The following is a 13,478-nucleotide window of genomic DNA, read 5'->3' on the forward strand; positions in this document are numbered from 1 at the left end:
TTTATTAAGTATTTGATGATTTAATAATTATTTGTTAATGAAAAATCGGTCTTTTTAGAAAGACAAGAAAAATAATTTAATTAAAATATTCTGAATAGGTATTTATGAATCAAAGTAATATCCACAAAGTGGGAGCCGTCATTCTTAAAAATATTAGCTCTTAAAAAAATAAATCATGATTTGCTGATTACTCCTGGTGGGAAGAAACATGAAAATGAAACTGCTGTTGAATGTTTAAAAAGGGAAATGAGTGAGGAAATCAATTGCACGCTTAATTCATATGTCTTTTTGAATACTTATTCAGCTCCGTCAAGCCATTATTCTCTCATTGAGACTGCAAAAGATAATGACTTGCATGTTGAAGAATTTTTAAATAATTTATACTTCCAAATACTCATTCTAAATAAATCCGAAAATCTTGATTACACCCTGGTAATTTATATTTTGGAAGAAACTGTTGGGACTGCGTATGTGATTCAAAATAATTAGAGATATAGAAAGAGTAAAAAATAATTGAAAATAAATTGTAATCAGTGTTAGATACTTTTGTGAAGTATAAACTTATCATAGCTAATACTTTTTTCCTATGTTGATATAAGTTTATACTACAATGATATTAAAAAAAAAATTGCAGTATAAACTTATATTTTTTAATGAAAATCACGAGGAATCGAAATTTGAAATTATTATTATCTTTGTTATTGATTTTGTTTGCCTTAACAGGTTGTTCTAACTCTACAATTAAAAATCACTCCGGTATCGATAATAAATTTACTGCTATTACTTATGATGGTGAGGATGATTTATTTGAAAGAACTGACGCTAGATCTCCTTTTGCACGCCCTTCTAACGCTAGAGTAGGCTTTGATGTTGATGGTGTTCTTCATACTGAGGTACGCTATTCGTTAGAAGATAAATATTTCCCATTAAAGTTTGTTTTTGATACTACAAAAAGAAATTTGAGATTACAAAAGGAAATAAAATTTTTACTAAATCACTCTAATAAGCCTTATATTGTTACTCATAATAAAGATGTTTGTGATTCCAGACATACATCTAATAGTTTAAATTTTTTGAATACTAATAAATTAGACTCTATCCGATCTTCAGATATTTTCTGTGTTTCTAAAGAGATATCTGCTAAATTAAAGAATCAAAATATAAATGTATTTTATGATGACAGTCCTTCAGTTCTTAGTGAAATTGCTAAGAATAGCCCCGCTACAAAATTATTCATGGTATTGCCAAAACATCAAAAAATAGCACATTATTTTGAAGATCCTACTCCTAGCAATAAATTTATTGCGAATTGTGGGGTACTTATTGTAGATGATTCCTCTCCTAAAAAAAGGTTTTTATTGCAACTTCGTAGTGACAAATTGGGTGGATGGTGGAATTTTCCAGGAGGATCTTGCGCCTATAAAGAAAATAAATCCAAAAATTGTGCAATTGAGAATTGTGAAGATCCGATTTCAGGAGCTATTCGTGAGTTTAATGAAGAAAGCGGAAAAGAACATCTTTTTGAGAAGGATTTAGATAAAGCAAAAAGATTCATGGTACTTCGTTCTAAAGAATATATGCTATTTGTTGTCAAATTTGACAAAAATTATATTTCATCTCGTTCTTTTATCCCACAAGATAAATACGCATGGGAAGTTTCAGATATGGTATTTAACATTTCAGATAGCCCAGGTTATCGCTGGTTTGATTTAGATGAGTGTAAAATTGGAGCTAAGGTGCAAGGCTACAATTTAAGCCATACTGGTCGAACTTGTGAAATATTTAGAAATTATTTAGAACAATTTTAATTAGGGTGTATTTTCATATATTTAAACTTGATGATAAAAAATTTATCATTTAATTGAAATTTATTTGCTTGATTAAAACAGTACAGAAGCTTTGTGCCCCGTTATGATAAAAGTAAAAATATCATTGCTACTATGCTTTAAATGGAGTGTTGCATCATTTGGAGAAAAAATTTGAGAAGAAACCTAATTAATGTTTGTAGTTCTAAATTAAAAATAAGATAAAGGAAAACTCACGTTAAATTTTCCTTTATCTTAAGAATTATAACAATATGAATTACAATAAAGTCGTATTAAACAAAGGCTCTAATTCTGAGAATTCAACCCATTCACCTTCACCTTTTTTATTCTGCAACCAGTAGGAAAATAATTCCATGTCTGAGCAATGGTCATCGGTGAAAACAATTGGCGAAAGCGGTGCCATGATTTCGTCGTAATAATTTTCAAAGAGTCTTGTAAAGTAACGGGGGCTTTTTAAGCGATCGCCTTGTTCAAAAGGAAGGCGGCTCTTTTTCGCCACTCTGCCTCGGACGACAACGGCAACATCAAACTCTTTAAAATCGTTATTCGAGATAAGGCAAAGACCTGATTTAGGAATATTACCCATATAATTTTTATTAAAGTACTCAGAGATTTGATTGATATCTTTGATAAGCTTTAAATTACGCAGATAATTTGAGAAATTTTTCAAAGCATTGATTTTTTTATTTTCTCTTTCAATTTTCTTAATTTCTTGTTCAATATTTCCGTTTAAAAGAGAAATTATCACTCGCAAATGCGCAAATCTTTCTTGCATAGTAAAATTATTAAATTCTATTGGAAAATGTTTGAGCAGTTCTTGCACTTCTTGCAACACAGCTTTGGGTTGGGCAAATGGGCCAAAGCAATAACCTACACCTTCTTTTAAATGTCCTATGCGCACACAAGATTCAATGGAATGATTTCTGCGTCTTAATATTTTGAATTTATCGGAACGAGAAATACTTAAAATACGTCTTGTTTTTGTAATTGGAATGACAGTGTCATCTTGCTCACCAAAAGTAGCATAGAGATTATTATTTATTTTATTTTCTTCTACATATGTTTCTTCTTCCAAAAACTCCCCGTTATGAATTTCTTCATGCTGGGGTATAATGAAAGGCACTTTATGAGGATAATCGCGTGCATATTCAAGCATATCTTCAGGAATAAAAATTTGTAAGAAATTTTCGCTTCTGCTTTGACTTTTGCGTGGATCGATTGAAAGCGAAAGACGCTTTAATTCACGTTTTTCTTTAATGAGAGATTCTAATAAATTATTTGTGCGTTCAAATTTAAATCCAGAGGCGTCAACAACAATACGATTCATCTCTTTGTCTAAACTTATTTCAGTTAATTGTTGTAAGGATTTTCTTAAATTAACACTTGCAGTGATATATGAAATTTCATGATGAGAATTTAATATATAAAGTATTCCAGGAGTTGTTGGAATATTGTCCACAATTGAAGGATTTATTCCCGGACCAAGTTTACGGACAGTTTCTGCGTCTGCTTGTATTTTAAAAAGGTCTTCACAAGTTTTAAAGCCATTTCTTTCGCAAACTTCAAGAAGCTTCCAAAAAACCGAAGCGGTCATTTCTGCATCATCGAGTGCTTTGTGGGCATCTAGTACAGGTATTTCAAAATATTCAGCAACCCCTGATAAGGTTTTTGAAGGTATTTCTGGCAAAATATTTGAAACGATGAGATGTGTGCAGAAATAATAATTTTTAAATTCTAAATTTTTTAATTCTCTCATATGATGAACTAAATAAGCAATATCGCCTTGAGCTCCATGTGCAACTATGACAGAATCTCCAACGAAATTTATAAAGTCATCAAAAATTTCTTCTAAAGTTGGTGCGCCTTTGATCATTTCATTATTAATATGAGTTATTTTTTGCACAATGCTTGGAATATTTCTTTTGGGATTGACTAATGTTTCAAAACGCCCAACTTCTTTGCCATGTTTGTATTTTATCGCACCAATTTCAATAATAGAACTATTTTGTGGATTCCCACCCGTAGTTTCAAGATCGAAAAAAACAATATCAATTTGCGCTGGCAAACGGCTTATCCATTGCGGACGGTTTGGGTTCGCAATGATTTCTGTGGGAAGAGTTTGCTCTTTTCGCAGGGTTTTAAATCCAGGCTTAAATGAGCGGTTGTGCTTATTTTGAAACGTCATTTGATATCATTCCAGGCGAAGTAAAGAAAGGGGTTAACGGATTGTAGAGTCTGCCGTCATCCACGCTTCTTGTCTCCCATAATATTACTTTGTCGTCAATAACGTATGTAGCTCGCTGACGTTTATGCTTTGATATTCAGTTGCAAGATAGCTTTGTTCAAAAATTTTTTTCGCTTCAAATAATATTTTTTCTTCGAGAAATGTATCTGTACTTGAGGGATCGTGATGGAATATTATATAATTTTTTACATTTGCATTTTTCGCCAAAGTGGCACCTTCTTTTGCAGTGGAATGCCCCCAACCAATATGATTTTTATAATTACTCTCTGAGAATGTGGAGTCATAAATAAATATATCTGTTTCTTTAATAAATTTTTCAAGTTCGATATCTAAATTAGAGCCATGTTCATGGTCTGTTGCATAAACCACGCTGGTTTTTTTATCCAAACTCCAAACTCTAAATGCGAGAGCTTCCTGTGGGTGATTGAGTGCTTGAATATCTACATGAATTCCGTCAATTTCAATCTGATTTAGACCATTTAATTCGTGAAAATAGATATTATTGAGGGCGGGGAGCTGATAAAATTCAACAGGAAAAAAGGGGGCAATAAAAAAATGTTGAATAATTTCTTTCAGTGTTTTTGAGAACTTAGCTTGGCCGTAAATGTGAATTTTACAATCCTTCCTAAAAAAGGGGAGGAATTTTGTTAAACCTATGATATGGTCGTAATGCATATGGGAAAAAAATAGGTGAAAAACTCTATCTCCTCGTAACAGTGCGTTTTCACAGCACTTTATTATGCCGGTGCCCGCATCAAAAATTAAAGAATTGTGTTTTTGTGTTGAAATGTTAAGTATTTCAATACATGGAGTGTTGCCACCGTATTTTAGTCTGTTTTGTTCTGGTGTTGGAATGGTTCCGCGCACGCCCCAAAACGTAACAAATTGCTCTGTACCCGTGAAGGTTTTATTTGTGGATAATACTGTTTTTTTTGGATATTTGCTCTTAAAAGAGCGATGAGCCACAGATTCTCCTTCCGCAAACCATTATTACATGCTACGGCCAAACTGTTTGAAGTTGATACCTCTGTTTTTCGTCCCTCTGTACAAATGTGTTATCCGCTTTATATATAAATACTCTTTTTATAAGACTGCCTGTTTCAAGGTGATTTGGTCAAGGAGTTGGAAAAAAATGTTCATGCTACGTACGCCAAAATATTTATCTCAAGAAAGTTATGATGCAAGTGCTTACCGCACGTTGAGCTCTGCAAGCGAAGCTTTGCATGCCGTTCCATGGAAACCTGATGCAGAAAATCCACTGGCGCCTGCTTTATTGAATATAGATTGGTTAACAGCACAGCCCATGCTGCCATTTTTGACCCAAGTTGCTCCTGCTCACCTGCTTTATCGCAGTATTATGTCACATGGTATGGGCGATTCAATTGAGGTAATTGAGTGGATTCGTGGTGCTCAGTTACAAAAAGTATTAGATTACGATCTTTGGGAAAAATCTTCAGCTTTGCAAACCGAAGACATCTCTTACGATAAATTTATGTCATGGTTGAGATTGTGGTTACAAATCAGTCCTGAATTTGCGGTAGAACGTTTGCTTGAGCTTGAAGAAGAAATCATTGTTCTTATTTTCTCAAAAATATTTGAAATAATCCCTGAGGGAGTTACACAAGTCACTGAGGAAATGCGTGAAAACTGGTGGCTTACAGAAGATAAGAAATTCTTCTTACGCTTGCGCGACGAGAACCCAGAAACTTTTGAACAAATTAAACCATTTGTAGATGCACTGTACAAGAATAACGTGCGTCTTGCAGGTTCTGTTTTTGCGCATGCAGCAATGCTTGTGCGACAAGAATCTCTTGAAGATGGTTTGCGCTGGAAAAATGCTCGTCTTGCCGATCAAGGTTTTGTGGCACAAGAGCAAGCATTGAAAATTCTTGCGCCGAAGAGCCAAAAAGCTTTGAAACAAATTATTTTAGACGCTCAGAAGCTTGAAGAAAAAAGAATTGAAGCATTTAATAAACAAAAAAATTCTGTTGCTTCATTAATTACAGAAAGTTCTATCGATCCGGAAGCTGTTGATAATATTGTTGAATTCTTGTCAAAGCTTGATTGTGAAGAAGGTGTGCGCTACATGCAGCTTGCTTTAGGGGAAGGAACTCTAAAGCAGCTTACAGGATCAGAAAATATTTCCCCAGAGTATTTTTATGAAGACAGAGATTTTATCAATGAATCTACAGAAAAAATCATTGAAAAATGCCAAAAATTGTTAGTGAGATCCGAATTTGTTTACTCCCGCTCAGTCAATAAAATGAACTTATCAATTGAGAAGGTTTTTGCTGAAATAACAAATAATGACCCAATGAAAGGTTCTCTTTTAAAAGAAAGAGTTGCACATATTTCAAATATTTTACTTTCTGGAGTAATGCAGTCTATTAGTAATGACTCATTAAGCCGTTCATTAGGTATTGTAAAAGGTTTGCTGAATATAGGTTTAGAAGCTTGTTTACTCAGTCCAATTGATTATAATATTAAATTACAGGAAGAAAAAACTGAATTAGAAAAAGGTGTAGAATGCCTTACTCTTGTTGGTCCAGAATTTCTATTTCAAGTGGGATGGAATCTGTTACTTAATATTGCTAAAGAAACAGCTCAATCTCTTAGTGATTTTGACGTAAATGACCCTATGGGTAGAAATCATCTAAAGACAATTCGTCGAATCACTTTAAGTGATGCTTCATTTATTGAAGTGTCTCTTGCTAAACTCGTTGAAAATCAGAGATATTCTGATGTGAGTGTGTGGTTAAGTTCTGTCGAAAGTTATTTATCACCTGAAATCTTTTTTATTATTGAGTCTCTCTTGAATAGGGTTCCAATGTATCCGAACATTCTTTCTATAGATAAGCAGAATGATACATTTAAATTTACCCGAACAGTGAAACCTTTTGAAACTCTAGATGATCTAGAAAAGGTGAAACTATTTCTTAAAAATCTTACTAGAAATTTAGCTAGGGAGTAAAAAATTTGAAAAAACTAGCATTTTTACCTCATAATAAAATAGAAAGAATTTGGTCAGAAGAAGAATATTTAAATATTAAAAAACTTTTAAATAAAAAGCATGCTGCATATTTAGAAAATGAAGAATTTGAAATTGAAGCAGGAGTCTCTAAAGAGCAAATACAATTAAAAGTTTCCTTAAGGAAGCATGACAATAGTATTTTGTATCCAATTGAATGTGTTTATGTTAGAGAGTTAGATGATAAAGTAAATTATAATGAAATTGTTATAAATATGATCGATTATCTAGATCTCTATTGGACGGATTATTTTATTGAAGACCGCGATATTTTTGTTCCACTTGACTGGAGCAAACATGAATTCGAAGGAATTACTTTTTATTTAAGAGGATTTATTCGCAATATAAATCTTGAAGAACAAGCAGAAAGCTTTTTAGCACAGCATGGCTATGGCGATTACGAAATTAAATCCATTTCTTCTGAGACTTAAGAGTATGAAAAAAAGAGTTTTAATTGCAATGTCGGGCGGCGTTGATAGTTCAGTCGCAGCTGCTATCTTAGTTGAACAAGGATATGATGTTATTGGTGTGACCATGCAATTGTGGGACTATTCACAAAATGAAAACAGCTGTGATCCAAATAGTAAATTCGATACATGCTGTAGTCTAGATGATGTTGCTGATGCACGTATGGTTGCACATAAATTGGGAATCCCTTTTTATGTTTTTGATTATCAAGACGATTTTAAAGAAAATGTCGTCGACTATTTTACGGATGAGTATTTAAAAGGGCGCACACCAAATCCTTGTGTGGCATGTAATACTTTTTTAAAATTTGATCATTTATTAGATAGAGCGCAAAGACTTGGCTGTGATTATGTTGCCACAGGTCATTACGCACAAATACAATATGATGAAGTATATGGACAATACAAATTAATCAAAGGGTTAGATTCTAAAAAAGATCAAAGTTACTTTTTATATTCGATGACCCAAGATAGATTGTCTAAAGTGCTTTTCCCTGTTGGTAATTTAACTAAGACCGAAGTCAGAATGATTGCTGAAAAATATGGTCTTGTTAATGCAGCCAAAAAAGAAAGCATGGAAATCTGCTTTATTCCTAATAATGATTATGCTAAATTTATTGCAGAAAGAACTTCTGAAGAAGATCTTATCAAGGGTGAAATCCGTCATGAAGATGGACGTTTATTAGGTAAGCATGATGGTATTCATCAATTTACAGTAGGTCAAAGGAAGGGCTTAAAAATCTCATCTGAATACCCATTGTATGTGACACGTATTGATTCCGAGACAGGAACCGTTTTTGCTGGTGAAGACAAATATCTTTATCGATCTGGATTTTCTTTTAAAAAATTCCATATGATTCGTAATTTTGGAAAATCTATTGATTTTGAAGTTAAGATTCGTTACCGTTCACAACCATGCGCTGCAATCTTAGAAAAAAATGGTGAAACTGTTACATTAAAATTTGTAACTCAACAAAAATCAGTCACTCCGGGGCAAATTGCAGTTTTATATTTGGGTGATGAAGTTGTTGGTGGTGGTTTTATTGATAAGGTCTTTGTCTAATGCTTGAAAAACGTCTTACCTTACTTAGGACGCACTTTAAAGAGCTTAATTTCACTAAATTAAGTCGAGTCTTCCCACAGATTGAAGCGAATATTGATAAGCTTGGAGAAATTCAAGGGCATCGCTATCAAGATAAAAAATTGGCTGCAATTTCTCTTGTGCATCGCTCATCTCTGGTCTATTGGCCTACAGACAAGTCTGGAATTTTTTCAAACGAAAGGCTTGAGTTTTTAGGTGATGCTTTTTTAAGTTTTTTTGTTGCTTCAGAAGCAATGATTGAACACAGATCTCTTCAAGAGGGCGACTTATCTCGTCTTAGAGCTGCACTCGTCGGTACAGAAAATCTTGCATTAAAAAGCCGTGATCTTGGAATTGGTGAGTGTTTACTCGTTGGCAAGGCTGAAATGAATTCTAATCCCCAGCGACGTGACAATGTCCTCGCAGATGCCTTTGAAGCCGTAACAGCTGCTTTGTTATTAGATGCAGGTGAAGAAAAGGCACGGGCTTGGCTTTTAAAAATATTTTCTGAAGATCTCCTAGCAGGAAAAGATACCTTATTGAAATTTGATGCAAAAAGTAAACTTCAACAATGGACGCAAGGAATCATTGGAGTTCCTCCTGTATACAAAGCGATAGGAACCGAAGGAACGCCACAGGAAACTTTTTTTATTGTGGCAGCTTTTATTGGTGAAACTGAAATAGGACGAGCTTCTGCAGCAAGTAAACGAGAAGCAAGTAAAAAAGTTGCTGATAAAATCATTGAGAAAATTGAGAGTGGTGAATTGACGAAAGAAATGATTGTAAGTTTTTTTGGAAAAGAAAAATGAATAAAAAATGTGGATATATAGCTCTTTTAGGTCGCCCGAACGCTGGTAAAAGTACCTTTTTAAATGCGTTTCTAGGCGCAAAACTTGCGGTTGTGAGCAATAAGCCTCAAACAACAAGAAATAAAATTCTTGGTGTTTATACAGAAGGTGACAGTCAAGCCCTTCTGTTAGATACTCCTGGAATTCATAAAGCTCAGGGCTTGCCAAAAATGAACCAAGTTATGAATAAAGTTGCTTGGAGCGTTCTCGCAGACGCTGATTTTGTCTGTTACTTAATTGATGTAACTCAAGGATGGACAGAAGAAGACGCAAATTGGATCGAAGGTATATTAAAAAAATACAATAAAAAGGCTCTGCTTCTTGCAACTAAGACAGATAAGGTTAAAATGGAAGAAGTAGAACAAGGAATGATCAACATTGCAGAAGGATTTCGAGCGTTATCCGAGAAAATATCTGCTCTGAGTGAAATTAAGTGTCAATTTATTGGGGAAACCCCTCAAGCTATTTCTTCTAAAAGACCTGAAGAAGTTGCTCAATTGAGACATTTTATCTTGGATCAATTGCCACAAGCTGAATGGTTGTATGCAGAAGATGATCTAACGGATCGCCCCCAGAAATTTGTATGTGCTGAGATTATTAGAGAGCAAATTTTCCGCCAATTAGGACAAGAGCTTCCTTATAAGATTGCTGTCATTATTGAGCTATTTGAGCATAAAAAAAATGTTACAGATATCTCAGCAACAATAGTTGTTGATAGGGACTCGCACAAAGGTATTGTCATTGGTAAAAATGGTTCACGTATTAAAAGTCTTGGAACCGATGCGAGAATTTCGCTTGAACGTCATCTTGAAAGAAAGGTTTTTTTGGAATTATTTGTTAAAGTAAAACCAGGATGGACCGAAGATTCAAATATGTTATTGGAATTTGCAAATTTGCAAGAACCAGATGATGTGAAGTAGTTCCCTTGCAAAATTATTCAAAATTTGACTAGGGCAATAATTTCCTAATGTAATGTTTTTTGCAACTTGAACTCTAATTTTATTTATGAGAGTCTTTAAGAAGCGAGATAAATCTCTCCTTCTAAAATATCAAGTTTCCTTCTAACAGCGTAGGAATTTTTCATTGAGTTTAAACCTGAACTTATTAAATTTTTAAATATTGTTCATTATTGTTGTTATCTCTTTATTGGAGCTTGCACGTGATTTATTTTCACTCCCGTTCAAAAATTAATTTATCACTGTTTGAAGAATCATCTAATGAATCTGTTTCTGTTCCCGCTAAACGTGGAAGAGGTCGTCCGCCTAAGTTGAAGGCTGTTACCTCTGATCTAGTTGAGAAAAAATCAATTAAAGAGGATGCAATGTCTACTTCAACCCAAAAGAAATTAGAAATTCAAGAAAATCAAATTGATGATCCAGAAAATAATGTTTCTTTAAGCACAATTCAAGATGTTGTAACTAATGATGATGATTCTGCCAATCAGTGGGATTTAGAGCAGATGAATTCCTTTGAAAATGAAGATGAAATGCAGATTTTTGAAGAAAATATAGAACAGCAATTTGAAGATGAATTTACAGATGAAGATGCGCAACAATTATCTGAAACTAGAGATTTTACACAAAACCATGTTTCCTTAAACTTCTCATGGTCACTCATGAATCAGTTGCGGCAAATGTCTAAAATGGAAGGTATTGCTGTTGAGGATTTATTGGTCGAACTTGTTGCAGAAGGTGTGGCAAAGCGAGTGTTTGAAGATCAAAATCGCCCTGCTCCAAGTCATCTTATGACAAGAACTGGATATGTTCATTCAGATGGGAATCAAGTTGCTCCGCAACCACATTTAAGCCATCATGCTATGAATAATAATAGGCAACAAGCGAATAATAATCTGCAAAATCGAAATCGTTTTAATTTCCAACAGAGAAATATGCAGCATCAACAAAATCGCAATCAAAATAACAATAGAAATTATCAGCAAAATAATAACAATCGCCAGCAACAAAACGGGCAAAATGGTTTTAGAAACCAGTATAATAACAATACCCAACAAAGATTTAATGCGAGACCAAATAACAATCATAATTCTCAAAGATTTTATGATGAGTCCTCGTCTAATACTCAACAAGGTAACAGCTATAATAGACCTCAGCGCGATCATAATAAACGCTAAGCCTCGCACATGCACAAATTGATTGCTATTACAGGTGGGATAGGATCTGGTAAATCAACTCTGGCAAAAAAACTTGCGCTGAGAGGATATTGTGTTTGGGATGCAGATTTATTTTCTCGAGAAGTTTTATTTTTTCCACAAGTTCAAGCACGCATAAAAACGATTTTTGGTGATTCTGTATTCATTGGAAATGGAATTTTAGATCGAGAGCTTGTTCGTAAGCAAATTTTTTCTTCCCCAAAATTAAAAAAATCTTTAGAAGGTATTTTGCATCCAGCAATTGCTGAGTTATTGAAAGCAAAATTATCAGCATTAAAAGAGAACGCTCCATCAGCATGGGCGTTTTATGAAGCTTCTTTGATTTTAGAACTTGGTAGAAAAGAGAATTTCGATGCTTGTGTAGTTGTTATAGCAAAAGAAAATGTAAAATTAAAACGTCTGAAATTAAATAGAAAACTATCAGAATCAGATGCCCGTAAAATAATGCAAACTCAGATGTCTGACGAGCAAAAAATTAAATATGCAGATTTCGTTATTGATAATTCAAAGGATGAATCTGAACTTGAAAAATCAATTGATAATTTACTATTATTCTTGCGTGAAAAATTTTCTTAATTGAACTTTTGACATTTCTTATTTCAAAAATCCTTATAAAATAGAACTATCTTAAATTATTTCTTATTAAATTGGAGAAAATGCAAGATGTTTGAAGTGTCTTGTGCTTCTTGTCAGTCATCCTTCGAGTTCAATCCTGAAGATTACATACATTTATGTCCATTTTGTTCGTCTGGTTTCGTAATCGATGCAGAAGAAGGTGCTAAAGATTTAATTGGGGATCACTACATAGTTTCTTCAAATATTCAGAAAAGTAACATAGAAGATATATTTAATGAATGGATATCTAAGAGATACCACCGGCCTGAAAGAGTAAAAGCAGAATTTTCAATATTAGGATCTTATGGTGTCATGTTACCTTTTTGGGTGATTTCTGCTGAGGCTCATACTTTTTGGAGTGGACACAGTGCAAAACAAACCCGTTATTCCGGTCAAACAAGAGATATGGCATCAGGATTTATGAAAGAAGAAGGGCGTTTTAGTAGGAGGTATCGTTGGTGCATATTGGCAAGAAAGTCGCCTAAAGAGCATTGGGGGATGGAAAGGCTACACAATCCCAAAGAGAAATTGATGGTGGATTGGGATGGTTTCCCACTCGATGAGTCATTAGGTGCACCCGATGAAGGAATGCAATCGTTATATGATTCAAAACAGCCTTTTAAATATGAGCTTGCCAATGAAATTGCTATCATGGGAATACAGACAAAAGAACTGTCTGCAGTGACTCGGGCAAAAGATCAAATAAATGAATATCATCGAAGAGTTGCAAAGACAAAAATTGGTACTTTGTATGAGCATCGAACAGAAATTGAAGTGATAGGATTACATATAGTGCATATACCATTTTGGATTATTCGCTATTCGTTCACACCGAAAAGTGTCTTTAAATATTTTACAACTGCTCGGGAACGAAGATTGTTAGTACAGGGTTACACAAAAGCAGTTTTAGATGCTGAATTGCCACTTAATTCTTCTGATAAAGTCATGACGAATATGCTTGTCTGCGGGACACTTGCCTTTGTAAGTTTAACTTTATCGGTTTTCTTACACCCGATTTTTTATATTTTATTTATCATGTTTATATTAGTTGTAGTATTATCGGCTTGGAAAATAATAAATAGGGATAAAATAGATCAAGAACTTGTAAAAGGTAAAGAAAATTTAGAGCCACTCCGCTAAAAAATATCTGTGTTTATTTTATATAGAAAGTATATATTTGATAAGTTCTTTATGAGCC

Annotated in this window: 12 protein-coding genes; 10 read left to right on the forward strand and 2 right to left on the reverse strand. The window is 33.8% G+C overall.

What is annotated here, in order from left to right:
- The first annotated feature begins 180 nt into the window (after positions 1 to 180).
- Positions 181 to 489, forward strand: a complete 309-nt coding sequence (locus H7355_RS08135) for a hypothetical protein (protein ID WP_186646429.1) — start codon at positions 181 to 183, stop codon at positions 487 to 489.
- A gap of 188 nt (positions 490 to 677) precedes the next feature.
- Complete coding sequence (locus tag H7355_RS08140; protein ID WP_186646431.1) at positions 678 to 1,808, forward strand: NUDIX hydrolase; 1,131 nt, start codon at positions 678 to 680, stop codon at positions 1,806 to 1,808.
- A 274-nt stretch (positions 1,809 to 2,082) separates the two neighbouring features.
- On the opposite strand, the gene H7355_RS08145 is transcribed toward H7355_RS08140, so the two are convergent.
- Together H7355_RS08145 and H7355_RS08150 are read right to left on the reverse strand one after the other, a co-directional pair.
- On the reverse strand, positions 2,083 to 4,011 hold the full coding sequence (locus H7355_RS08145; RefSeq protein ID WP_186646433.1) for an exonuclease domain-containing protein: 1,929 nt from the start codon (positions 4,009 to 4,011) through the stop codon (positions 2,083 to 2,085).
- An 84-nt stretch (positions 4,012 to 4,095) separates the two neighbouring features.
- Positions 4,096 to 5,037: an MBL fold metallo-hydrolase gene (locus H7355_RS08150; RefSeq protein ID WP_186646435.1), complete on the reverse strand. Its 942-nt coding sequence runs from the start codon at positions 5,035 to 5,037 to the stop codon at positions 4,096 to 4,098.
- 166 nt (positions 5,038 to 5,203) lie between these two features.
- Here H7355_RS08150 and H7355_RS08155 point away from each other — a divergent pair, with 166 nt between their 5' ends.
- The 8 genes from H7355_RS08155 to H7355_RS08190 all read left to right on the forward strand — a co-directional run bounded on the left by H7355_RS08155 (position 5,204) and on the right by H7355_RS08190 (position 13,420).
- Complete coding sequence (locus tag H7355_RS08155) at positions 5,204 to 7,042, forward strand: DUF6178 family protein (protein ID WP_186646437.1); 1,839 nt, start codon at positions 5,204 to 5,206, stop codon at positions 7,040 to 7,042.
- Between the two features lie 5 nt (positions 7,043 to 7,047).
- Positions 7,048 to 7,530 (forward strand): hypothetical protein, encoded by a 483-nt coding sequence (locus H7355_RS08160; protein ID WP_186646439.1) that lies wholly within the window; start codon positions 7,048 to 7,050, stop codon positions 7,528 to 7,530.
- 4 nt (positions 7,531 to 7,534) lie between these two features.
- Positions 7,535 to 8,629 (forward strand): tRNA 2-thiouridine(34) synthase MnmA, encoded by a 1,095-nt coding sequence (gene mnmA, locus H7355_RS08165; RefSeq protein ID WP_186646440.1) that lies wholly within the window; start codon positions 7,535 to 7,537, stop codon positions 8,627 to 8,629.
- Entirely contained in the window at positions 8,629 to 9,456 is an 828-nt protein-coding gene (locus H7355_RS08170) for a ribonuclease III family protein (RefSeq protein ID WP_186646441.1), read from the forward strand. The genes mnmA and H7355_RS08170 overlap by 1 nt, the downstream gene beginning before the upstream one ends.
- Complete coding sequence (gene era, locus H7355_RS08175; protein ID WP_186646442.1) at positions 9,453 to 10,415, forward strand: GTPase Era; 963 nt, start codon at positions 9,453 to 9,455, stop codon at positions 10,413 to 10,415. The genes H7355_RS08170 and era overlap by 4 nt, the downstream gene beginning before the upstream one ends.
- Positions 10,416 to 10,654: 239 nt before the next feature.
- Positions 10,655 to 11,626, forward strand: a complete 972-nt coding sequence (locus H7355_RS08180; protein ID WP_186646443.1) for a hypothetical protein — start codon at positions 10,655 to 10,657, stop codon at positions 11,624 to 11,626.
- Between the two features lie 9 nt (positions 11,627 to 11,635).
- Positions 11,636 to 12,241, forward strand: coding sequence for a dephospho-CoA kinase (coaE, locus tag H7355_RS08185; protein WP_186646444.1), 606 nt, complete (start codon positions 11,636 to 11,638; stop codon positions 12,239 to 12,241).
- Positions 12,242 to 12,328: 87 nt separating this feature from the next.
- Positions 12,329 to 13,420 carry a hypothetical protein gene (locus H7355_RS08190; RefSeq protein WP_186646445.1) on the forward strand — a complete coding sequence of 364 codons (1,092 nt, stop codon included), beginning with the start codon at positions 12,329 to 12,331 and terminating at the stop codon, positions 13,418 to 13,420.
- Positions 13,421 to 13,478: the final 58 nt, after the last annotated feature.

It is taken from the genome of Fluviispira vulneris, assembly GCF_014281055.1.
Taxonomy (GTDB): domain Bacteria; phylum Bdellovibrionota_B; class Oligoflexia; order Silvanigrellales; family Silvanigrellaceae; genus Silvanigrella; species Silvanigrella vulneris.